Source organism: Promicromonospora sp. MEB111 (assembly GCF_030209445.1).
Taxonomy (GTDB): Bacteria; Actinomycetota; Actinomycetes; order Actinomycetales; family Cellulomonadaceae; genus Promicromonospora.
Genome location: NZ_JARVSD010000016.1, coordinates 121,573 through 143,768 on the forward strand (window position 1 = coordinate 121,573; position 22,196 = coordinate 143,768).

Below are 22,196 nucleotides of genomic sequence, written 5' to 3' on the forward strand. Positions count from 1 at the left end.
ATCCAGCACTCAACGGGTGGGCGGGCGGGAGGTGGGGGCAGACGTGCTCGTTGTCGGCGGTGGCGCGGGCGGGGTGGCCGCCGCGCTGGCCGCGCTGCGGCGCGGCCGCTCGGTGGTGCTGACCGAGGAGACGGACTGGCTGGGCGGGCAGCTCAGCGCGCAGGGCGTGCCACCCGACGAGCACCCGTGGATCGAGCAGTTCGGCTGCACGCGGTCCTACCGGACGTTCCGCGAGGGGGTGCGGCAGTACTACCGCACGTGGTACCCGCTGACGCCGTCGGCCCGCCGGGTGGTGGACCTCAACCCGGGCCTGGGGCGGGTGAGCCGGCTGTGCTACGAGCCCCGGGTCGCGGCGGCGGTGCTGGACGCCATGGTGGCACCGTACCTGGCCGCGGGGCGGCTGCGGGTCCTGTTCGGGCACCGCCCGGTGGCGGTGGACTCCGGTCGCGACCGGGTGGAGGCCGTGACGCTGACGGGTCCGGACGGCACTCCGGTGACGGTCACGGCGCCCTACGTGCTGGACGCCACGGAGCTGGGCGACCTGCTGCCGCTGGGCGGCGTCGAGCACGTGACGGGGTTCGAGTCGCGGGACGAGACCGGGGAGCCGAGCGCCCCCGCCGTCGCGCAGCCGGACAACCAGCAGGCCTTCTCGTGGGTGTTCGCCGTGGAGCACCGCGCGGGCGAGGACCACACGGTCGACCGGCCCGAGCAGTACGAGCACTGGCGCGACTACCGGCCGCCGTACTGGCCCGACCGCATGCTCAGCCTCACCGCCCCCGACCCGCGCACCCTTGAGCCGCTGGTGCGCACGTTCGTGCCGCACGCGCCCAGCGGCCCGGTCGTGGCCGACCAGAGTGCCGACCCCGGCGACCGCGACCTGTGGCTGTTCCGCCGCATCGTGGCCCGCGAGCAGTTCGAGGACGGCTTCGCCGCGAGCGACGTCACGCTCGTCAACTGGCCCATGATCGACTACCTGCCCGGGCCGCTGGTCGGCCCGGCGCACGACCCGGTGCCCGAGGCCGAGCGCGACAAGCACCTGCTGGGCGCCCGGCAGCAGTCGCTGAGCATGCTCTACTGGCTGCAGACCGAGGCGCCCCGGCCCGACGGCGGCACGGGCTGGCCGGGGCTGCGGCTGCGGCCGGACGTGCTGGGCACCCAGGACGGGTTCGCCAAGGCGCCGTACGTGCGCGAGTCGCGCCGCATCCGGGCGCGCACCACCGTGGTGGAGCAGGACCTCTCGCTCGCGGTGCGCGGCGCCGCCGGTGCCGTGTCCTACCCCGACTCCGTGGGCGTGGGCATGTACCGGATCGACCTGCACCCCAGCACCGGCGGGGACAACTACCTGGACGTCCCGTCCAGCCCGTTCCGGATCCCGCTCGGCGCGCTGCTGCCGGCCCGGGTGCGCAACCTGTTGGCGGCCGGGAAGAACATCGGCACCACGCACGTCACCAACGGCTGCTACCGCCTGCACCCCGTCGAGTGGAACGCCGGGGAGGCCGCCGGGGCGCTCGCCGCGCACTGCCTGGCCCACGGCGTGGAGCCCGCCCAGGTGCACGCCGACGCCGCGCTGCTCGCCGCGTTCCAGGCCGAGCTCGTCGCCGACGGGTTCGAGCTCGACTGGCCCGAGATCAAGGGGTACTGATGCTGACCGGAACACCGCTCCTGACCGGGGTGACCGTGCCGCTCGTGACGCCCATGGACGTGCGCGGCCGGCCGGCGGCGGCGAGCGCGAGCCGGCTGCTGAACAGCCTGCACGCCCACGGCGTGCGCACCCTGATGCTGTTCGGCAGCAACGGCGAGGGCCCGCTGGTACCCGCCGCCGACGTCGGCCCGTTCACGGCGGAGGTGGTCGCGCGCTGGCACGCGCTCGGGTCGGCGGCGACCCACCGGAACGGCGGGCCGCGCCTGAACGGGCACTACGGCGGACAGCATTCCGACGGGCAGCGCCTCAGCGGGGGCCACGACGGCGGGTTCGTGCTGGTGAACGTGACGGCGGCCGGCACGCACGACGTCCTCGCCCGGGCCGACGCCGCCGCGGCCGCGGGCGCGGACGCCCTGGTGCTCAGCCCGCCCATCTACTTCCACCACCGCGCCGACGAGGTCGTGGCGCACTTCGCGGCCCTGGCCGGCGTCGGCCTGCCCGTCGTGGCCTACAACGCGCCCCGGTACAGCACCCCGATCACGCCGGGCCTGGCCGACGCGCTGGCCGACCTGGACCACGTGGTCGGCATCAAGGACAGCTCCGGCGACCTCGTGCTGCTGCGGCACCTGGTGGGCATCGCGGCGCGCCGGCCGGGCTTCGCCGTCGGGCAGGGCGACGAGACGCAGCTCGCCGCCGCCCTGGACCTCGGCGCGCACGGCATCGTGCCCGGCGTCGGCAACATCGCGCCCCGGGCGACGCTCGCGCTCGTGGCCGCGCACCGCGCGGGCGACACCGCCGAGGTGACCCGCCTGCAGGAGCTGCTGACCGCCCTGGTGGGCCTGCACAAGGTGCGCCCCGGCACCCCCGCGATCAAGGCCGTGCTCGCCCGGCGCGGGCTGTGCCCCCCGCACGTCGCGCCACCCCTGATCGCGTGCGACCCGGGCGAACGGGAGGCGCTGCACGCCTTCCTCGTGCCCTTCGCGGAGCATCTCATCTGAGTGCCCCCACCTGAGTCACCCCCATCTGGGCCGCCCCACGAAGGCCCAGCCCGTAAGGCTCAACGGAAGGAAAGCAACGATGCACCAGCCCGTGACCCGACGGAACATGCTCCGCACCGCCAGCCTGGCCGGTCTCGCCACCGCCGCAGGCGCCGTGTCCGCCCCGCTGTCCGCCGCAGCATCCCCCACCACCGCGCTGCCGGCCGAGCCCGGCCCGCCCGAGCTCTCGGACCCCGCGCTGGCCACCCTCGACATCTCCGGTGCCACCACCCCGCAGGAGTTCGGCGCCCTGGCCGACGGCGTCAACGACGACACCGCCGCGATCCAGGCCGCCATCGACGCGCAGTTCGAGCGCCTCAGCAAGATCGTCTGGTTCCCGCCGGGCACCTACCGCATCACCGCGCCGCTCGTGGTGCGGGACACCGAGTTCACCGAGCCGATGAACCTCAACCGCATCGTGCTGGCCGGCCAGGGCACCATGGGCGTGCGCACGTCGCTGATCCTCGTGGACTTCGACGGCACCGGCCTGGAGATGCACGCGCCGCTGTGCGGCATCCGCGGGCTGTCGTTCATCACCCGGACCCGCACGCCCGGCTCGGTGGCGGTGCGCACGGCCCGCACCAACAACACCGACGACATGGACGCCACCATCACGGAGTGCACCTTCGTGTCGTTCAACCAGGCGGTGGTGCACGTCGGGCGCGGGCTGGTCTTCACGAACAACCTGGTGGCGATCTCCGGGACCGCTCTGACCGTGCAGTGGCCCACCGACGGCACGGGCGGCGGCGACCTGCACCTGCTGCCGTACGGGATGCGCAAGTGGCTCATCGAGGGCAACCACTTCCACAGCATGAACCAGTGCATCGCGACCACCGGCGCGGAGAACGAGAACTTCCGGGGCGCCGTGATCTCGAACAACCTGGTGGACATCGGCCGCCGGTTCTTCGTCGGCGGCATCATCAACTCCACGATCGTCGGCAACGTCGTGGAGCACGCCTCCGGGCCGGCGATCGACATCACCGCGGGCGGCAGCAACCTGACGATCGCGGGCAACGTGATCGGCGGCGGCGGGGTGGAGCCGGGCGGCAACCGGCCCCCGAACGCGATCCTGTTCCGCGGCGTGGACGCGCACAACGTCACCATCAGCGGGAACACGTTCAACTGGATCAACCTCGACCCGGTCGCGTTCGAGCAGTCGGCGTCCGAGATCACGATCTCCGCCAACTCGTTCGACAACTGGAACCTGGAGCGCAGCGTGATCCGGGGCGCGGTACGGATCGCCGGCGACGCCGCCGGGATCTCCGTGATGGGCAACGCGTTCGGCGCCAACACGGTGCCCGCGAACGCGCCCGTGCGGGTGACGGGCACCCTGACCGGCTCCACCGTCAGCGGCAACACCCTGGACGCCGCCGCGCCCGTCCTGCTCGCGGGCACCGTGGGCGAGGGGTGCTACGTGCAGCGGCGCAGCGCGGGGCCCAACGAGCACGAGCTCACCTCGGCGAAGAACGGCGCGTCCGTGGTGCGGGCCACCGCGGCCGACGGGTACGGGGACGGCGACGCCTACGGCAGCTTCCTGGCGGCGTCGGCCCAGGTCGCGGGCGCCGGGCCGGGCGTGAAGGGCGGCGTGCGGGTGGTGCCCGCCGGGGAGGCGGGGGCCGCCGTCGTCGAGCTGGTGGCCGCCACGGCCGAGGCGAACGCGCTGGCCGCCGTCCGCGTCGGGGCCGACGGCGTGGTGCCCACCGCGGACAACGAGCGCGACCTCGGCTCCGCGGAGCTGCGGATGCGGCGGGTCCACGCGCACAGCCTGCAGCTCGTGCCCAACCCCGTGGCCGAGCTGCCCGAACCCGTCGCGGGCGGGCTCGTGATGGTGCCCGACGCGCTGGGGCCGTTCCCCACGCTCGCCGTGTCCGACGGGCGGCGCTGGTACCGGGTGATCGTGGCCGGGTACCTCACCGCCGACGGCGCCACGATCGAGGTGCCGGGCGCCGGGGAGATGTCGTGAGAGGACAGTCGTGAGGGAACCCCGTTGAGAGGACAGTCGTGAGGGAACAGCCGTGAGGCTCGCCAGCTTCCTGGCCCAGGGCACGGAGCGCTGGGGCGTCGTGCTGCGGGACCCCGGTGTGACGGACCACGAGTGGCTCGTCGAGCCGGTCCGCGCCGAGGCCGCGCTGGCGGCGCACGCGGCCGTCCCCGCCACCGGCCCGGCCGCGGCCCCGCGCTTCCTCGCGGGGCCGTGGCCGGACACGCTCGTCGGCCTCCTCGCGCTCGACGACGCCGGCCTGGCCGCCCTGTCCCGGCTCGCCGCCGCCGTCGAGCAGCGAGCACGGACCGACGTGACGATCCTGCCGCGCTCGGGGCACCGCGTCGGCGGCCCGGGCGGCACAGGGTCGGGTGGCGCAGGGTCGGGCGGCACAGGGTCGGGCGGCACAGGGTCGGGTGACGGCGCGGCGGACGACGGCGTCGAGCTGCTCGCGCCGGTCCCGAGGCCGCGCCTGTGCTGGGGGCTGGTGACGAACTCGCCGTCGTTCGTGCGGAACAGGCCCGGCGTGCCGCTGCTCAACCTCTTCCCGCTGGGGCACCAGCGGCCGCAGGGGGCGGTCGTCGGGCACGGCGCGCCCGTCGTCGTGCGGCACGGCCACCACCTGCCCGCCATGGCCTACAACGTGGAGCTGGCCGTGGTGATCGGCCGGGCCGGGCGGGACGTCCCGGTCGAGCGGGCGATGGAGCACGTGGCGGGCTACACCGTGGTGGACGACGTGTCCGGCACCCACTACTTCTCCGCCGTGCCGGGAAACGCCGGCACCGGTTACTCGCTGCCGCCCGGCTACCAGGACTGGCTGTTCCAGGCCACGGCGTCGTGGGGCGGCAAGAAGGCCGACAGCATGTGCCCCATGGGCCCGTACCTCGTCACGAAGGACGAGGTGGGCGACCCCTACGACCTGCTGATGTGGACGCGGCAGTCGGGCCGCACGCGCGACCGCGCGCACAGCGGCGCGACCCTGCTGGGCATCGAGCGGGTGCTCGCCTGGTACTCCTCGTTCGCGTCGCTGCACGTGGGCGACGTGATCCACCTCGGCACCATGGGCATCGACGGCCTGCCCGTCACCCCCGGCGAGGTCGCCGCCGGCACGCGGCTCGAGGTCGAGATCGAACGTGTGGGCGCGCTGGCCAACCCGGTGGTGGTGCCCGACGACGGCCCGGGGCCGACGCCGCCCGACCTCACCCGGCACCCCTCGTGGGCCGTGCGCGAGCTCGCCCTGCGCGAGCGCGCCGAGCCCGGCTCGACGGTGATCAGGGCGCCCGCGGACTGGTCGGTCGCCCGGGCGCGGCACTTCTGGACCGCCTTCGGCAACGCCGCCCCGGCCGGCGCCCCCGACCCGGACGGCCCGGACGGCCCGGACGGCCTGCCGCGGCTCGCCGTGCCCCGCTTCCTGAACGGCCCGGCCTCAGCGCTCTCGGCGGGCAGCACTGCCGGCGTCCCCGCGGGCGACCCCGTGCGGGTCCCGGCGCGCGCCACGGACCTGGTCGTCGCGGTCGAGCTGGCGTTGGTGGTGCGCCGCCTGGTCGCCGACGCCCCCGACGGGTCAGGGCTCGACGACCTGGTGCTCGGGTACACGCCCCTGGTCTCGCTGTGCGACCAGTCGTTCTCCGACGCCGTCGCCGAGCCCGCCCGTGCCGGCGAGCGGGGCATCGGCGCCGTCTACGGACGCTGGGCCGACGGCTTCAACGTGCTGCTGCCCGCGCCCGGCCAGCTCCTGCCCGTCGGCAACCTCCCCGACCCGGCCGGCTGGTGGGGGCGCGAGACGTGGCTGACGACGGCGGCGGGCACCGTCCGCGGATCGACGGCCGAGTACACCGCAGGACCCGGCGAGCTGCTGGCCACGATCTCCCGCATGATCACGCTGTTCCCGGGCGACGTGGTGACGCTGGGGTCGGCGTCGGCCCGGGTGCGCGTCACGCGCGAGCAGTACGCGGCAGGGCTCGACGTGGCCGCGGGCGTCGAGGGCCTGGGCACGGTCCGCGCCCGGATCGCCCCGGGGGCACCATGACCCGCCGGCCCGACGTGCTGGTCGTCCTCGCCGACGATCTCGGCTTCTCCGACCTCGGCGCGTTCGGCGGCGAGATCGACACCCCCGCCCTGGACCGCCTGGCCCGGCGCGGCGTACGGATGAGCTCCTTCTACGCGACACCCCGCTGCAGCCCGTCGCGCGCCGCGCTGCTCACCGGCCGCCACGCGCACGACGTCGGCGTCGGCGTGCTCACCAGCGACGACCGCCCGCACGGGTACCGCGGCTCGCCCGACCCCGCGGCGCCGACCCTCGCCGAGCGGCTCCGTGCCGTCGGCTACACGACGGCGCTCGCGGGCAAGTGGCACCTGTCGTCGCGGACGGACCAGCCCGACGAGACCTGGCCCACCCGCCGCGGGTTCGACAAGTTCTACGGCGTGCTGCCCGGCGCGACCAGCTACTACCGGCCGCCGCTGGTCCGGGGCGAGGAGCGGCTGCCGCCGTCCGCCACCGCGGGCGACTACTACCTCACGGACGACCTGACCCGGTACGCGCGCGGGTTCGTGGAGCGGGCGCACCGCGCCGACCAGCCGTGGTTCCTGTATCTCGCGTACACGGCGCCGCACTGGCCGCTGCACGCGCGCGAGGCCGACGTCGCGAGGTACCGCGAGCGCTACCTCGCGGGCTGGGACCGGCTCCGCGAGCGCCGGCTGGCCGCGCAGCACCGCCTCGGCCTGGCCACGGCCGACGGCCTGCCGCCGCGCGACCCGCGCGTGCCGGCGTGGGCGGAGACCTCCGACCGGGAGTGGGAGGCGGAGCGCATGGCGGTCTACGCGGCGCAGGTCGAGGCCATGGACCGGGGCGTGGGCGCGCTGCTGGACCAGCTCGCGGCGCAGGGCACGCTGGACGACACGCTGGTCGTGTTCTGCTCGGACAACGGGGCGTGCGCGGAGGAGCTGCCGCCGCCGTCGGGCCGCCTCGCCCCGGACGTGTCCCCGCCGACGACGCGCGACGGGCGGGCGGTGCGGGTGGGCAACTCCCCCGCCGTCGTCCCGGGGCCGGAGGACACCTTCGCGAGCTACGGGCGGGCGTGGGCGCACCTGTCGAACACGCCGTTCCGCCTCTACAAGCGGTGGGTGCACGAGGGCGGCATCGCGTCCCCGCTGATCGCGTCGTGGCCCGCGGGCGGCGTGGGCGGCGGGGGCCGGACGGCGGGGCCGGGCCACGTGGTCGACGTCGCGCCGACGGTGCTGCGCGCGGTGGGCGGCGACGCCGACGGCATGGCGGGCGTGAGCATGCTCGACCAGTGGCGAGGCGCGGCGACGCTGGAGCGGCCGCTGTTCTGGGAGCACCTCGGCAACGCCGCGGTGCGGCGCGGCCGGTGGAAGCTGGTGCGGGAGGCGGGGCGGCCATGGGAGCTGTACGACGTGGGCGTGGACCGCGGCGAGACGCACGACCTCGCGGGCGCGCACCCCGACATCGTCGCGCGGCTGGAGCGCTGCTGGGAGGCGTGGGCGCGGTCGGCGGGGGTGATCGAGTGGGACCGGCTGCTGGCGTACTACCGCGAGCGCGGGCTGGAGAGATCGGTCCTCCCGGACTGACCCGGCCTCGGCGGTCGAAACGAGCAGGCTGGGGCTGAGGTCAGCACTCCGTAGGCGAGGTCGGCAGTTGGCATCGAGGTCGGCACAGGCCTGTGCCGACCTCGATGCCAACTGCCGACCTCGGGATGAAAGTGCGAGACTGCGCGCATGCGTGACGACGAGTGGTCCCGGCAGCGCGCCGAGGCGGTCCGGGTGCAGGCGGAGCGCCTGGAGGCGCGGCAGGACGCCGAGCACACCCGCGCGGAGGCGATGCTGCGCGAGTTCGTGGCCGCCGCGCGCACCGCCGGGCTCGCCCCCGAGGACCTCCAGGTCCAGGGCTACGGCGGGCGCGGGACGGCGCGCACCGAGCTGAAGGGCTGGTACCTGCGCGTCGACCGGAGCGCGGGGGTCAGCACCGACGGTGACTTCTACGTGCTCACCGCGCCCATCGGCCTGCTCGACCGCCTGCGCGGTGTCCGCCCCGAGACGCGCCGTCCGCCACTGGTGCTCGGCGCCGGCGGGAAGGACGGCGAGTCCATGCCCCTGGCCGACGTCCTGGACCGCCTGCTGCCGGGCTGGCGCACGCACTGACCGGCCCGGGGGCGCCGCCGTCAGCCCGTCGAACGCCCCAGGTCCTCCCAGCGCCGCCACGCGGCGACCCGCTCCTCGGTGATCGGCAGCACGGCGTCCGCGGCAAGATCCCCGACCAGGATGCGCAGCGGCGGCTCGTCGGCGTCGACCACGGCGAGGACCACGCGGGCGACGTCGGCCGGGGACGACGAACCCGGCGGGTGCCAGGCCGACGCGCGCAGCGCGTCGTAGGCGGGCAGGTGCGCGGCGCGCACCGCCGACTCGTCGCGCCACGCGGTGTCCACGGGTCCCGGCTCGACGAGCGTGACGTGGATGCCGAACCCCGCGACCTCCTGGGCCAGCGCCTCCGACAGCCCCTCGAGCGCCCACTTCGACGCGCTGTAGCCGCCGAGCCCCGGCCACGCCGCGACCCCGCTGGAGCTGGAGACCTGCACCACGTGCCCGCTGCCCTGCGCGCGCAGCACCGGCAGGGCCGCCTGGGTCACGTGCAGCACGCCGAAGAGGTTGACGTCGAGCTGGTCGCGCAGCTGCTCGGGCGTGATCTCCTCGACGGTGCCGAACAGGCCGTAGCCCGCGTTGTTCACCACCACGTCGATGCGGCCGAGCGCCTGGGCAGCCGTCCGCACCGCGTCCCGGGCCTCGTCCGGGTCCGTCACGTCCAGGCGCAGCGGCACGACGGCGTCGCCGTACCCGGCCACGAGGTCGTCGAGCGCGGCCAGGTCCCGCGCCGTCGCCGCGACGCGGTCGCCGCGCTCCAGGGCGGCGACCGTGATCGCCCGGCCGAGCCCGCGGCCCGCGCCGGTGACGAACCAGGTGCGGGTCATCGGGTGCCGGCCGGGGTGTGCGCCGGGGTGGGTGCGTGGGTGCGCACGGAGTCAGTCGCCATGCGCGTCATCGTGCCAGGCGTGCCCCGGGTGTGTCGCACGCCGGCTCCGCACCGCGCCCGGCCCCGGGCGTCGACCAGGTCGATGTCCCGGGCGACTGAGCCGCGCTGCGCCCCGGGCACCTGCTCCCGGAGTTGGCACTAGGCTCGCGGCATGCCCGTGGACGACGTCGACACCCGGCCCGCACCGACGCGGACCCTGACCCGTCGCGAGCGCCTGAGGCGGCAGACGGTCGACGAGATCGTCGAGCGGGCGCTGGAGCTCGTGGACTCCGGCGGGGCCCACAGGCTGTCGATCGCCTCGGTCAGCAAGGCGATGGGCATGACACCGCCCGCGCTGTACCACTACTTCGCCTCCCGCGACGCGCTGCTCGACGCCCTGGTCCTGGCCGGGTACACGGATCTCGGCAGCGCCGTCGAGGGTGCCGCGCGTGCGGCGTCGGACCGGCCCGCCGCCGAGCGTGTCGCGGCGATCGCCCACGCGTGGCGACGCTGGGCGCTGGACCACCCGCGGCGCTACGCGATGCTCTTCACCGGCAGCCGGCGCGAGGCCGTGAACCCGCTGGAGCACGTGGGCCCGATCACCCAGAGCATGCTCGCGCTGGTCACGGCCCTCCAGGAACTCGTGCGGGACGACGCAGGTGTCGCGGACGGCAGGGGCCGTGCCCGCGACGAGCCTGGCACAGGGCGAGAGACCGGCACAGGCCGAGAGTCAGGTACGCGACAGGGCCTCGACGCGGAGCTGTCCCGGTGGGGCCGGTCGCTCGGCGCCCCGCCGGAGACCGCGCCCGGCGCGCTGCGACTGGCCCTGTCCACCTGGTACCGCGTGCACGGCCTGGTGTCGCTGGAGCTCGTCGGCGGCTTCGACACCATGGGCCTCGACGGCGGCACCCTGCTCACCGCCGAGATCGAGGGCCTGGTCCGCGAGGCCACCCGCTGACCCGACCCGCCGCCCTGAGAGGTGCGCTTCTACCCAGCGATTGGGCCCGGAACAAGCCTCTTTTCGGGCCTGATCGCTGGGTAGAAGCGCACCTTCCGCGGCGGCCCGGCACAGCCCGGGTCAGCGGCGGCCCGGCACAGCCCGGGTCAGCGGCGGCCCGGGTCGGCGGCACCGGCGTGCGCCAGGAGGAACTCCTCGACCAGAGCCGCCACGCGGTCGGGCTGGTCCAGCGTGGAGAGGTGGCCCGCGCCGGGCAGCACCGCCGACCGTGCTCCGGGCGCCGCGGCGACCGCGGCGTCGAGCTCGGGCTGGAGCACCAGCGGGTCCTCCGAGCCGCGCACCCACAGCGTCGGCACCGACAGCCGGTGCAGGGCCGGGAGAAAGTCGGTGCGCATCGCGAACGGCCCGAACGACAGGGACTGCCAGTCGTCGAGAGCCGGCTCGCGGTGCCGGGCCTTCTGCTCGGCCTCCCGCTGCGCGAGCTCGACCGCACGCTCGAAGCCCGGGGTGTCCGCACCGTGCTGCAGGTTGTCGGCGAGCGAGCGGCGCACCGCGCGCGGGCTCCGCGCCAGCCACGCCGTCGTCGCGCGGAGCAGCCCGGGCGTGCGCGTGGACAGCCAGGTGACGAGCTGCGCCGGACGCCGCGCGCCGAGCCCGCCCGGCGCCAGCAGGACCGCGGCGCTGACGCGGTCCGGGTGGTCGAGCGCCGTGCCGATCGACACGCCGCCGCCCATCGAGAGCCCGACGAGCGCCGCCCGCTCGATGCCGAGCTGGTCGAGGAGCCCGATCACGACCCGCTGGAGCAGGGGCTGGTCCACGGGTCCCGACCAGGGGCGGCTGCCGCCGTGCCGCGGCAGGTCGATCGCCAGGACCCGAAAGCGCTCCGCGAGCGCGGGCGCCACGTGCATCCAGTCCAGCTCTGCCGTGTCCAGCATCGCGCCGTGCAGCAGCAGGACCGGCGGCGCGTCGCTTCGGCCGCTCGTGCAGAGGCGGACCGGTCCGCCCGCGACGGTCAGGTCGCGGACGTCGTCGAAGGTGGTGGTCGTGGTCGTCATGGCCGGGTCTCCTTCTGGTCAGGGCCTGCGTCGTCCGGGCCGACGTCGATGCCGTCGCGCACCAGCCCCGCGACCACCCCGAGCGCGGCCCGCAGCTGGTCCGGCGTCAGCGGCCCGACCAGCGCCGAGGCGGAGAGCAGCCCGATCGTCACGCTGGACAGGGCGAGCGAGACCGCCTCGGGGTCGACGCCGGGCCGCACGCGGCCGGCGGCCCGCAGCTCCTCGACGTGCGCCGTGATCCAGCGGAACCGGGCGCGGTACCGATCCGGGCCGACGGCGCGCACGTGCTCGCCGAGCACGGCACGGTCGTCCAGGAACGCCGCGGACATCAGCGGGTCGGCCAGCAGCGCCTCGACCCCGGCGCGGTAGAGCGCGCTCAGCGGGACCGGGCGCGGCAGGTGCGCCGTCAGCGTGTCCACCCGGTCGCCGAGCCGTGTGGTCGAGCGCAGCAGGACGGCGTCGAGCAGCTCGTGCTTGCCCGCGAACTCGCGGTAGACGCCGCCCTTGCTCACCCCCGCGGCGTCCGCCACGGACTGCATCGACATCGCGTCGAAGCCGCGGTCGAGCACGAGCCGTTCGGCGACGTCGAGCAGCGTCTCCCGGCGGTCCGGGATGGTCGGTCTGGGCATGCGCACCTCCGTAGTGACCCAAACTACCGCACTGGTCACTACGAGCGCCGACGAGCGAACCGCCCCGGCGCGTCAGGGCACGAGCACGACCTTGCCGCCGGAGTGCCCGCCGTCGACCAGGCCCTGCCCCCGCGCCGCCTCGGCGAGCGGCAGCACGTGCGCGACCGGCACCGACACCTCGCCGTGCAGCACGAGGCCGACCAGGTCGGCGAGCTCGGTGGCCGAGGGCTGGGACCGCTCGTCGAACTCCACGCCCAGGTCGTGCGCCGCCGGGTCGGTGAGGGTCAGCACGCGGTCGGTGCCGCCCCGCAGCTCGATGCTGTCCGGCAGCACACCCGCTCCGGAGGTGTCGAGCACGGCGTCGACGACGGGCGTCAGCGCGCGGACACGCTCGACGAGCCCGGCGCCGTACGTCGTGGGAGTCGCCCCGTACGCCGCGACCCGCCCCTGGTTGGCGGGCGACGCCGTGCCGATCACGCGCACGCCCGCCGCGACGGCCAGCTGGGTCACCAGCCCGCCGATGCCGCCGCTGGCCCCGTGCACCAGCAGGGTCTCCCCCGGCCGCGGACCGAGGACGCGCAGTGCCCTCCGGGCGGCCTCGCCCACCACGGGGAGCGCGGCCGCCTGGGTCACGGCGAGCCCGTCGGGCACCGGGGCCCACCTCTTCAGGAGCGCGAGCTCCGCGGCGCCGCGGCTGGTCCACCCGGTGACCCGGTCGCCCGGGGCGACCCCGGCGACGTCCGCCCCCACCTGGTCGACGACGCCCGCCACCTCCAGCCCCGGCACCGCCGGGAGGCGGGTGCGGAACGCGGACTCCATGACCCCCGAACGGACCTTGCCGTCGAAGGCGTTGAGGCCTACCGCCTCGACCCGGACCCGGACCTGCCCCGGTCCGGCCTCCGGCTCCGGGACCTCACCGAGGTGCAGCACCTCGGGCCCGCCGAACTCGTCGTACACCACTGCGCGCATCGTGCGTCCTCTCCCTCAAGCACAGTCTGCCCGCCGCGCACGACACCGCAGTCCAGGACCCCGCAAGTTCAGGACCCCGGAAGTTCAGGACTCCGCGGTTCAGGCCTCCGACGCCCGGGCCTGCGCGGCCCACGCCTCCGACACGGGCGCCATCAGCTCCGGGTCCGACGACGGCTCGAGGCCGGCGTCGCCCACGAGGTCCGTCGTCGGCCCCGGGACGGTGAGGGTGGCGATCGCGGTGGTCACGGGGATGGCGAGCACGAGGCCGATCGAGCCGACGAGGGTCCGCACCACCTCCTCGGCGATCTCGCCCGAGGTCAGGGCCGTGAGCGGCGACTGGTCCACGAGCCAGACGATCATGAGCAGCGGCAGTGCGGCGCCCACGTAGGCGAAGGCGATCGTGTAGACGGTCGAGGCGATGTGGTCGCGGCCGATCCGCATGGCGCTCGTGAACAGCTCGGCCCGGGTCGCCGCCGGCGCGACGGCGCGCAGCTCCCACACCGCGGAGGCCTGCGTGATGGTCACGTCGTTCAGCACGCCCAGGCCGGCCAGGACGATGCCGCACAGCGCGATACCGCGCAGGTCCGCGGCGGGCGCGCTGGACGGCAGGAAGGCCGAGGCCTCGTCGGTGCCGCCGGTGATCTGCGCGGCGCCCGACGCCCAGGCGGCGATCCCCGCCGTCAGCGCGAGGCCCACCAGCGTGCCCAGCAGCGCCGTCGAGGTGCGTGCCGACAACCCGTGCGCCAGGTACAGCGTGACGAACATGATCAGCGACGACGTCACCAGCGCCACGCCGAACGCGTCCTGCCCCGCGAGCAGGGCCGGCATCGTGAACCCGAGGAGCACCACGAACGCGATCCCTAGCCCGGCCATCGCCGCCAGGCCGCGCCAGCGCGCCACGAGCAGCACCACCAGCGCGTAGACGACGGCGAGCAGCGCGATCGGCAGCTCGCGCTGGAAGTCCATGAACACGAGCGGGTCGACGCCGGGCTGCGCGACCTGGGAGATGTCCACCGCGGTGATCCGGTCGCCCTCGGTGAGCGGGACCGACGGGCCGGGCGACTGCATCCGCGAGGTGCCGCCGTCGGCGAGCTCGACCGGGATGCTCCCGGTGGCCGGGTCCGCGGGTCCCGCGATCGTGACGTCCACGAAGGACGTGCCCTCGGCCCGGTTCGGCACCCGGTCGGGCACGTCGCCGGCGCTCGGCCACAGGAGCCACAACCCGGCCAGCGTCGCGAGCAGCGCCGAGACCAGGATCATGACCAGGAAGAACGTGGTCCTCGGCGCGGCAGGGCCCGCCGAGCCGTGCGAGGGAGCGTGCGCCATGCCGACATCCTGGCTCACGAGCGCGCCGCGGGCGCGGCGAGCCGGAGCACGGTCCGAGATCGGCAGTTTGCACCGTCCGATCGGTGCGTGGCACCTCGGCCGGTCAGTCGAGAAAGCTCACCTCGACCAGCCGGCACCGCCGCACCCAGTCCTCCAGGTCCACCGGCTGGGCCAGGTGGCCCGGGTTGGCCGGCTGGTTGAGGTCGGCGACGATCTCGGTGAGCACCGCGCGCCGCTCCGCCTCCTCGGTGACGGGCCGGGCGGTCGCCCGCAGGTCCGCGCGCACGCCGTGCTTGAGGTGGAAGGTGAGGGCGGGCTCGGCCACCAGGTTCACGTACCAGCTCGGCCGGTCGACCGTGCCGCTGCACAGGTACGTGCGGCCGGCCACGTGGTAGAAGAAGATCTCGATCCGCCGGGGCAGGCCGGTGCGCCGCCCCGTCGTCGTGACGTCGACGATCCGCTGCCGGGTCGTCGCGGCCGGCGTGATCTCGACCGCCCGGCGCACCGCCGCGTCCATCAGGCTGCCTCACCCTCGTGCCGCGCGGCGACGTCCGGCACGTCGTGCTGCAGGGCCGGACCGAGCAGCAGCCCGCCGTCGACCACGAACTCCGAGCCGGTGGCGTAGGCGGCGTCGTCGGACGCCACGAACAGCGTCAGCCGGGTCACGTCCTCGGGCTGCCCGACGCGCGGGATCGCGAACGGCTCCGGCGTGTAGGCGGCCGCGATGGGCACGGCGCCGGGAGCCGCCGGCTCGGTGATGAACGACGTCGAGACCACGCCGGGGTGCACCGAGTTCACCCGGATGCCGTCGCGGCCGAGCTCCAGGGCCGCCGTCCGGGTCAGGCCGCGCAGCGCCCACTTGCTCGTCGCGTACGCAGCGAAGTACGGGCTGGCGGTGTTGGCCATGGTCGAGGCGATGTTCACGATCGAGCCGCCCCCGCCGCGCCGCATCGACGGCGTGACGGCGCGGATCCCGAGGAACTGCCCGGTCACGTTGACGTCGAGCAGGCGCTGCCAGTCGGCGAGCTCGGTGTGCTCCACCGTCGCGGCCGCCTGCGGCACGCCCGCGTTGTTCACCAGCACCGACACCGGCCCGAACCGGTCCTCGGCCGCCGCCACGGCGTCGGCCCACTGCCGCTCGTCGCGCACGTCCAGGGTGACCGCCAGGGCCCGCTCCCCCAGTTCGGCGGCCAGGCCGGCCCCGCGCCGCGGGTCCCGGTCCGCGATCACCACGTGGGCCCCCTCCGCGTGGAAGGCGCGCACGTGGCTCACGCCCATGCCCCCGCCCGCACCCGTGACCAGGACCGTCTTGTTCTCGAATCGCCGCACGGCGTGTCCTCTCGTCGAGTTGCGAGTCACTCGACTCGCAACGATCGAGACGGTACGTCGGCCGGAGGTTATGAGTCAAGTGACTCACCTCGCAGGTTCCGGCATGATGGACGCATGGCGACAGGGACGGGCGTGTACCACCAGCAGCTCGCGGAGCAGAAGCGGACGGCGATCGTCGACGCCGCCACCCGCCTGTTCATGGCCCACGGCTACGCGGGCGCCTCGCTCGCCCGGGTGGCGCAGGACGCGGAGGTCTCCAAGGCCACGCTGTTCAAGCAGTTCCCCACCAAGGCGAGCCTGTTCGAGGCGGTCGTCACCCAGCAGTGGGCCGCGGCGGACGACGGCGGCACGACGCCCGGGCCCGGCGACCTCGCACGCGGTCTGCGCGTGCACGGACGCCGCTACGCCGCCCTCATGTCCCGCCCCGAGATGGTGGGCCTGTACCGGATGGTCATCGCCGAGATGCCGCGGTTCCCGCAGGTCGCCGACACCCAGTTCGAGACCGGGAAGATGCCGTTCTTCCGGGAGGTCCAGCACTACCTCCAGGCCGAGCACGACGCCGGGACGGCCCGCGTCGACGACCCGGTCCTGGCCGCGACGAACTTTCTGGGCATGATCGGCAACTTCGTGTTCTGGCCCCGGCTCATGGTGGTCGGCTGGGACCCGACGCCGGCCGCGGTGGAGCACGCCGTGGAGGAGGCGGTGGCGACCACCGTCGCCCGCTACGGCACCGCGTAGCCCCTGGGGCCGGGCGGGCCGTCGGCGGTCAGGCCGTCGACAGCAGGAGCGCGTCGCGCAGGGCGGACGCCGCGCCGTCCTGCTCCAGGGTGCCCGTGACACGGTGGGCGGCCGCGCGAACGGTGGCGGGTGCGTGCCCCATGGCGATCGACACGGCCGCCCAGGCGAACATCTCCAGGTCGTTCTCCCCGTCGCCCACGGCCACGGTCCGCGACGACGCGACGCCGAGCCCGACGCGGATGCTCTCCAGCGCGACCGCGGTGCTGACACCGGGGGCGGTGACGTCCACCCAGTCCACGCGGGCGGGGATCGCGGTGACGCCGGCCGCACGCAGCGCCGGGGCGAGGCGCTGGGCCCACTGCCCGTAGACGACCAGGCGTGGCGTCGGCCGCGCCCAGATGTCCTCGACCTGGCGCAGCACCTCCTGGTGCCCGTGGAGCTGCCGCTCGGGGAACCGCCTGGTGACGCGGTAGCCGGTGCCGACCACCTCGGCGGCGAGCCGCAGGTCCGGCCGGATGCGCGTGACCAGCCGGACCACGGGCTCGGCCGCCACGGTCCGCACCTCGACCACCGAGTAGCCGTCCGGGTCCAGGCGCGCGGTCACGGCCCCGTTCGCCGCGACCACCCAGCCGTCGCGGACGCCGAGCTGCCGCACCACCTGCACCGCGCCCGACAGCGACCGGCCGGTGGCGATCACCAGGTGGTGCCCGGCGGCACGCACGGCCGCGAGCGCCTCGACGACGGCGGGGGTGGCCCGGCGGCCGGTGCGGACAAGGGTCCCGTCGACGTCGCAGGCGACGAGGGCGGGCGTGGACGTGGGTACGTCGAGCGGTGCTGCGGTGGCCCCGGAGGCGGTCGCGGTCACGATATTCCCCTGGTGATAGGTGGCGGGCCCATCATCCCTCATACTAGGACATTTTGGAACTCGCGTTTCCGCCGCGAGATCGACGTCGTCCCAGGTCAGAGGCCTGCGGCGGCCGAAACGATACACGCCGGCGCGGGTGAATGACGCACCCGTCCGGTCAGCGCTCGCGGACGGCGATGCCCGGGTAGTCCAGCACCAGCCCGGAGGCGTCGTAGGTGAGCTCGCAGGCGAAGCCGAAGGTGGCCGAGGTGTACTCGAAGCGCAGCAGGTCCGCGGTCTGGTCCGACTCCGACCGGTCCAGGAGCCGGTACTCCTGCTCGATCCGCCGCACGGAGAGGTCCCCGGCCTGGACGAACGCCGCGGGCACGGCGCGCACCGCGCCGGCCAGCAGGTCCAGCCGGTGGACCGGCAGCGTGTTCGTCACGGCCGACGACTCGAGGTCCACGTCGGTGCAGCCGTCCAGCCGGCGGTCCGGCGTCCCGTCGACCAGCCAGCGCGCGGCGTCGGCATCGGCGTGGGAACCCTCGGCGCCAAGGCCGCCCTCGTCGACCCGTTCGAGGACCGTCCGCCGGGTCCCCGCGGCCGTCGTCGCCTCGATCTCGGCCCGGCGGGTGCGCCAGTGCCGGTCGACCTCGATCCGGTACCCGACGGACCAGGCCTCCGGGCCCTCGACGGCGGTGGTGTGCCCGCGCAGCACGTGACCGTCCGCCGTCGGGCCGGCGAACAGGACCTCGAAGCCGGCCCGGACCCCGCTGTGGGTCCAGGCCGACACCGGGGGCACCGGTCGCAGCCGCATGGTCCGACCCTAGAGGTTGAAGCCGCCGGTCACCTCGATGTCCTGCGCGGTGATCCACCGCGCGGCGTCGGACAGGAGGAACGCGATGGCGGAGCCCGCGTCGTCGGGCTCGCCGAGGCGGCCCAGGGCGGTGCGGCCGACGAGCTCGGCCGTGAGCTCGGGGTACTCCTCGAAGGCGCCTCCGGCGAACGGCGTGCGCGTCGGGCCGGGCGACACCGAGTTCACGCGGATGCCGCGTGCGCCCAGCTCCTTGGCGAGGTAGCGGGTCAGGACGACGACGGCACCCTTCAGGGAACCGTAGGCCGAGTAGCCCTCGGACAGCCCTGCGGTGCCCGCGGAGCTGCTGGCCGTGTTCACGATCGCGCCGCCGTCCTCGATCAGCGGCAGCAGGGCCTGGGTCACCAGGTAGGGACCCTTGAAGATGACCCGGTAGAAGTCGTCGAGCTGCTTCTCGGTGGTGTCCGCGAACAGGGTGCCGCCGCCGTACCCGGCGTTGTTGACCAGGCCGGTGATGGTCCGCGCGCCCCAGGTCTCGGCCAGCGCCCGTTCGACGGCGGCGCGGAACGCGGGGAACGTGGCGCTGTCGCCCACGTCGAGCGGGAGCGCGACGGCGGTGCCGCCGGCCTCCTCGATGCGCGCGACGGTCTCCAGGGCCCCGTCCCGGTTCCCGTTGTAGGTGACGACGACGCCGGAGCCGCCCTCCGCGGCGCGGATCGCGGCGGCCTGCCCGATGCCGGAGCTGGCCCCGACGACGATGGTGATCGACATGTCTGCCTCGTTCTCTGTTGTCTCGACTGCTTGCCGGATAGTGCTCGTGGTGAAGGCGCTGGAGCCGGGACGGTGCCGCCCTGACTCCTCGACAAGTCAAGGCGATGAGGGGCCTGGATGGTGATAGTGTTCCTCCCGCGTTCTTGCCTGATCCTGCTCGACGGAGCGTTGCGCGGGGTCGGAGCGGCGTCGGAGGAGGAAGGTGGGCGGCATGGACCTCGACGGGTTGCGCGCGCTCATGGACCGGCGCGCGCCCGCCGGCACGAGCGAGCCCCTGCCCGGGGTGTTCCTGTCGCGCGAGACGCGGCCGGGCGACCCGGAGGCCGCCACGACCGGCACCACGTTCGCGCTCATCACGCAGGGCACCAAGGAGCTGCGGCTGGGCGCCGAGACCGTGGTGTACGGACCCGGCGAGTACCTGGTCACCTCGATCGACCTGCCGGTCATCGGCCGGTTCACGGAGGCGAGCGAGCACGCCCCGGCGCTGGGCTTCGGGATGACCTTGACCGCACCCGCCATCGCGGAGCTGCTGCTGTCGGCGGGGGCCGCGCGCAGGCCGCCTCCGGTCGGCACGACCGGCCCGGGGCACGGCCCCGCCGTCCCCGCCCTGGCGACGAGCCGGGCGCCGGCCGAGCTGCTGGACGCCGTCGGACGGCTCATCCGCCTGCTCGACCGGCCGCGCGATCTGCCCGTGCTGGGGCCCATGGTGCGGCGGGAGATCCTCTGGCTGCTGGTCACGGGACCGCAGGGCGACACCGTGCGGCAGCTCGGGCTGGCCGGCAGCAAGCTCACGCGCGTCAGCTCGGTGGTGCAGTGGATCCGGGACAACTCCGCCGAACCGCTCCGCGTCGAGGACCTCGCCCGGCGTGCGGGCCTGAGCGTCTCCGCGTTCCACCGCACGTTCCGTGCGGTGACCGGGTCGAGCCCGCTCCAGTTCCAGAAGCAGCTCCGGCTGGCCACGGCGCGCCAGATCCTCGCGTCGCGGAACACGAGCGTCACCCAGGTCGCGTTCGACGTCGGCTACGAGAGCGCGGCCCAGTTCAACCGGGAGTACCGCCGCCTGTTCGGCGCCCCGCCGGGCCGCGACCGCGACCGGCAGGCCGCCGTCACCGCCGTCGGCTGACCACCGCCGTCCGACGACCCTCAGGCGTCCGGGACCAGCCGGCGCAACACCGGCTCCGCGGCCGCGACGACGTCGGGCCCCTCGATGGCGCCGGAGAGCCAGAGGCTCGCGAAGCCGTGGGCGACGGACCAGGCCGCACGCGCCCCGTCGGCGTCGGGCGCCAGGCCCGCGAGCGCCCCGGAGGCCACCTGCTCGGCGGCGAGCAGGTCGGTGTCGTCGCCGTGCAGCAGGCTGCGGTCGAACATGACGGCGAAGTGCCCGGGGTGGTCCACCGCGAACCGTACGTAGGCGACGCCGGCGGCGAGCAGGTCGTCCCCGGCCTCGTCCAGGGCCGCGGCGAGCAGCGTGAAGCCCTCGGTCGCCACGGCGGTGAGCACGCCCGCCTTGTCGCCGAAGTGGTGGGCCGGCGCGGCGTGGGACACCCCCGCGAGCCGGGCCAGCTCGCGCAGGCTCAGGCCGGCGGGCCCGCGCTCGGCGACGGCGGTCGCGGCGGCTGCGGTCATCGTCCTGCGCAGGTCTCCGTGGTGGTAGCTCATGGAGCTCCGTCTCTCCCGGTGTTCTCGTGCTCGGCGTTCTCTCGTACCGCGAGCCGATCTTGCCATTGACAAGATAGCACCGCGAGTGGTGAGGTGTCGCTCGAACTTGTCGCCGTCAAGATTGGAGCGGTCATGCCTGTCCCCCTTCCCGTGCTGCTGCTCGCGGTCACGGCGCTCGCGCGCCTGCTCGGCCTGCTCGCGGTCCCGGCCCTCGACTCCTGGCACGACGCCGCACGGGTCGGCGTCGCCGCCGTCTACCTGCTGGCGTCGTCCGGGCGGCTCATCCCGCACGTCCGCCAGGACCTCGTGCGCATGGTGCCGCCGGGCCTGCCCCGCCCCGACCTGCTCGTCGCGGGCACGGGGGTGCTGGAGCTGGCGGGCGCGATCGGCCTGCTGGTGCCCGCGACGGCGCCCGCGGCGGCGATCTGCCTGGGGCTGCTCACCCTGGCCATGACCCCGGCGAACGTCTCCGCGGCGCGGCGCGGCGTCCTGTTCGGCGGCAAGCCGGCCACCCCCGTCGGACGCCGCCTCGCGGAGCAGGCCCTCTACCTGGCGGCCCTGGCGTCGATCGTCTGGCTCCCCTTCTGACCACCGCCCGCCGCCCCGCGCCGCCCCCCCCCCGCTCGCCGGCCGGTGTCGGGCGCGGTCAGCGGGTCGTGCGGGGGACGCGCTCCTGGCGGGTCCAGCCCGACCAGCCGCGCTCCTCGAGCAGCTCCTCCAGACGGCGGCCGGCGGGGATGGAGTCGAGGGCGAGCGAGTCGAACTGCTCGACGAGCCCCCGCTCCACCCCGCGCCCGCCGTCACCGGTCCACTCGGCGTGGCGGTCCAGGACGGCCGCCACCTTGTCGGCCAGGCCGGGCAGCCGCGGGTCGTCCGGCGCCCAGTCGATCCCCTCGCCGATCGACCGCAGCACGTCGACGAACTCGGCGTCGTCCAGCAGCAGACCCTTGTTGACCATGGCGGCGGCGACCTGCTCGGGCGGGTACACGGCCAGCGACAGGATCCAGCTGTCCCGCTCGATCTCGACGATCGGCTCGGGCACGCCCAGCTCCCGCCACCGGTCGAGGTACGCCGCACCCTCCGGCGGCAGGGCCAGGCTGTCCCCCGCGGCAAGCCGGGCGATGCGCTCGCGGTGCCGCTCCCGCTCCTCGATCTCCGACCGGAGCCGCGCGTCGATCTCGGCGACGGCGGTCGCGAACTCGTCCTCGTCGGCGTGCAGGAGCTCCTGGACCCGGGCCAGCGGCACCCCGGCGTCGGCCAGGGTCCTGATCCGGATGAGGTCCACCACGGCCGGCGCGCCGTACCGGCGGTACCCGGAGTGGTCGCGCTCCGGCTCCGGCAGCAGCCCCAGGGCGTGGTAGTGCCGGACGGCGCGCGCCGTCACCCCCGCGTACGACGCGACCTGCCCGATGGTCAACATG

22 protein-coding genes are annotated in these 22,196 nt (G+C 75.1%); 10 read left to right on the forward strand and 12 right to left on the reverse strand.

Going from position 1 to position 22,196, the window contains the following annotated elements; genetic code table 11:
* The first annotated feature begins 43 nt into the window (after positions 1-43).
* The 6 genes from QRN56_RS19800 (at position 44) to QRN56_RS19825 (ending at position 8,818) form a co-directional block, all read left to right on the forward strand.
* A complete protein-coding gene (locus QRN56_RS19800; protein ID WP_285106106.1) occupies positions 44-1,642 on the forward strand; it encodes an FAD-dependent oxidoreductase in 1,599 nt (532 codons plus the stop codon).
* Positions 1,642-2,640, forward strand: coding sequence for a dihydrodipicolinate synthase family protein (locus QRN56_RS19805; protein ID WP_285106108.1), 999 nt, complete (start codon positions 1,642-1,644; stop codon positions 2,638-2,640). The genes QRN56_RS19800 and QRN56_RS19805 overlap by 1 nt, the downstream gene beginning before the upstream one ends.
* Before the next feature lie 79 nt (positions 2,641-2,719).
* The gene (locus QRN56_RS19810) at positions 2,720-4,642 is read left to right on the forward strand and encodes a right-handed parallel beta-helix repeat-containing protein (protein WP_285106110.1); all 1,923 of its coding nucleotides are present in this window, start codon (positions 2,720-2,722) and stop codon (positions 4,640-4,642) included.
* 52 nt (positions 4,643-4,694) lie between these two features.
* On the forward strand, positions 4,695-6,689 hold the full coding sequence (locus tag QRN56_RS19815) for a fumarylacetoacetate hydrolase family protein (protein ID WP_285106111.1): 1,995 nt from the start codon (positions 4,695-4,697) through the stop codon (positions 6,687-6,689).
* Entirely contained in the window at positions 6,686-8,248 is a 1,563-nt protein-coding gene (locus tag QRN56_RS19820) for an arylsulfatase (protein WP_285106113.1), read from the forward strand. The genes QRN56_RS19815 and QRN56_RS19820 overlap by 4 nt, the downstream gene beginning before the upstream one ends.
* Before the next feature lie 147 nt (positions 8,249-8,395).
* Positions 8,396-8,818, forward strand: coding sequence for a hypothetical protein (locus tag QRN56_RS19825; protein ID WP_285106115.1), 423 nt, complete (start codon positions 8,396-8,398; stop codon positions 8,816-8,818).
* 20 nt (positions 8,819-8,838) lie between these two features.
* On the opposite strand, the gene QRN56_RS19830 is transcribed toward QRN56_RS19825, so the two are convergent.
* Positions 8,839-9,642 (reverse strand): SDR family NAD(P)-dependent oxidoreductase, encoded by an 804-nt coding sequence (locus QRN56_RS19830; protein WP_285106117.1) that lies wholly within the window; start codon positions 9,640-9,642, stop codon positions 8,839-8,841.
* Positions 9,643-9,855: 213 nt separating this feature from the next.
* Between QRN56_RS19830 and QRN56_RS19835 the strand changes: the two genes are divergently transcribed.
* Positions 9,856-10,641, forward strand: a complete 786-nt coding sequence (locus tag QRN56_RS19835; protein WP_285106119.1) for a TetR/AcrR family transcriptional regulator — start codon at positions 9,856-9,858, stop codon at positions 10,639-10,641.
* Positions 10,642-10,787: 146 nt separating this feature from the next.
* Here QRN56_RS19835 and QRN56_RS19840 read toward each other — a convergent pair whose 3' ends face one another.
* From QRN56_RS19840 to QRN56_RS19865, 6 genes are all read right to left on the reverse strand, one after another.
* Entirely contained in the window at positions 10,788-11,696 is a 909-nt protein-coding gene (locus QRN56_RS19840; RefSeq protein WP_285106121.1) for an alpha/beta fold hydrolase, read from the reverse strand.
* Complete coding sequence (locus tag QRN56_RS19845) at positions 11,693-12,325, reverse strand: TetR/AcrR family transcriptional regulator (RefSeq protein WP_285106123.1); 633 nt, start codon at positions 12,323-12,325, stop codon at positions 11,693-11,695. The genes QRN56_RS19840 and QRN56_RS19845 overlap by 4 nt, the downstream gene beginning before the upstream one ends.
* Before the next feature lie 72 nt (positions 12,326-12,397).
* Positions 12,398-13,294 (reverse strand): NADP-dependent oxidoreductase, encoded by an 897-nt coding sequence (locus QRN56_RS19850; RefSeq protein WP_285106124.1) that lies wholly within the window; start codon positions 13,292-13,294, stop codon positions 12,398-12,400.
* Positions 13,295-13,393: 99 nt separating this feature from the next.
* Entirely contained in the window at positions 13,394-14,620 is a 1,227-nt protein-coding gene (locus tag QRN56_RS19855) for a YibE/F family protein (protein WP_285106126.1), read from the reverse strand.
* Between the two features lie 103 nt (positions 14,621-14,723).
* Positions 14,724-15,137, reverse strand: a complete 414-nt coding sequence (locus QRN56_RS19860; RefSeq protein WP_285106128.1) for a nitroreductase/quinone reductase family protein — start codon at positions 15,135-15,137, stop codon at positions 14,724-14,726.
* Positions 15,137-15,949, reverse strand: a complete 813-nt coding sequence (locus QRN56_RS19865; protein WP_285106130.1) for an SDR family NAD(P)-dependent oxidoreductase — start codon at positions 15,947-15,949, stop codon at positions 15,137-15,139. Before QRN56_RS19865 ends, QRN56_RS19860 begins: the two co-directional genes overlap by 1 nt.
* A gap of 114 nt (positions 15,950-16,063) precedes the next feature.
* Here QRN56_RS19865 and QRN56_RS19870 point away from each other — a divergent pair, with 114 nt between their 5' ends.
* Positions 16,064-16,687, forward strand: coding sequence for a TetR/AcrR family transcriptional regulator (locus tag QRN56_RS19870; RefSeq protein ID WP_285106131.1), 624 nt, complete (start codon positions 16,064-16,066; stop codon positions 16,685-16,687).
* A 28-nt stretch (positions 16,688-16,715) separates the two neighbouring features.
* On the opposite strand, the gene QRN56_RS19875 is transcribed toward QRN56_RS19870, so the two are convergent.
* The 3 genes from QRN56_RS19875 to QRN56_RS19885 form a co-directional block, all read right to left on the reverse strand.
* Positions 16,716-17,552 (reverse strand): HAD family hydrolase, encoded by an 837-nt coding sequence (locus QRN56_RS19875; protein WP_285106133.1) that lies wholly within the window; start codon positions 17,550-17,552, stop codon positions 16,716-16,718.
* A 157-nt stretch (positions 17,553-17,709) separates the two neighbouring features.
* Positions 17,710-18,348: a putative glycolipid-binding domain-containing protein gene (locus QRN56_RS19880; RefSeq protein WP_285106135.1), complete on the reverse strand. Its 639-nt coding sequence runs from the start codon at positions 18,346-18,348 to the stop codon at positions 17,710-17,712.
* Between the two features lie 9 nt (positions 18,349-18,357).
* Positions 18,358-19,116 carry an SDR family NAD(P)-dependent oxidoreductase gene (locus QRN56_RS19885; protein ID WP_285106136.1) on the reverse strand — a complete coding sequence of 253 codons (759 nt, stop codon included), beginning with the start codon at positions 19,114-19,116 and terminating at the stop codon, positions 18,358-18,360.
* 211 nt (positions 19,117-19,327) lie between these two features.
* Here QRN56_RS19885 and QRN56_RS19890 point away from each other — a divergent pair, with 211 nt between their 5' ends.
* The gene (locus tag QRN56_RS19890) at positions 19,328-20,239 is read left to right on the forward strand and encodes an AraC family transcriptional regulator (protein WP_285106138.1); all 912 of its coding nucleotides are present in this window, start codon (positions 19,328-19,330) and stop codon (positions 20,237-20,239) included.
* A 20-nt stretch (positions 20,240-20,259) separates the two neighbouring features.
* Here QRN56_RS19890 and QRN56_RS19895 read toward each other — a convergent pair whose 3' ends face one another.
* Entirely contained in the window at positions 20,260-20,775 is a 516-nt protein-coding gene (locus tag QRN56_RS19895) for a TetR/AcrR family transcriptional regulator (RefSeq protein ID WP_285106140.1), read from the reverse strand.
* A gap of 132 nt (positions 20,776-20,907) precedes the next feature.
* On the opposite strand from QRN56_RS19895, the gene QRN56_RS19900 reads away from it, so the two are divergent.
* Complete coding sequence (locus QRN56_RS19900; protein WP_285106142.1) at positions 20,908-21,363, forward strand: DoxX family protein; 456 nt, start codon at positions 20,908-20,910, stop codon at positions 21,361-21,363.
* A 58-nt stretch (positions 21,364-21,421) separates the two neighbouring features.
* On the opposite strand, the gene QRN56_RS19905 is transcribed toward QRN56_RS19900, so the two are convergent.
* Positions 21,422-22,195, reverse strand: a complete 774-nt coding sequence (locus QRN56_RS19905) for a MerR family transcriptional regulator (RefSeq protein WP_285106144.1) — start codon at positions 22,193-22,195, stop codon at positions 21,422-21,424.
* Position 22,196: the final 1 nt, after the last annotated feature.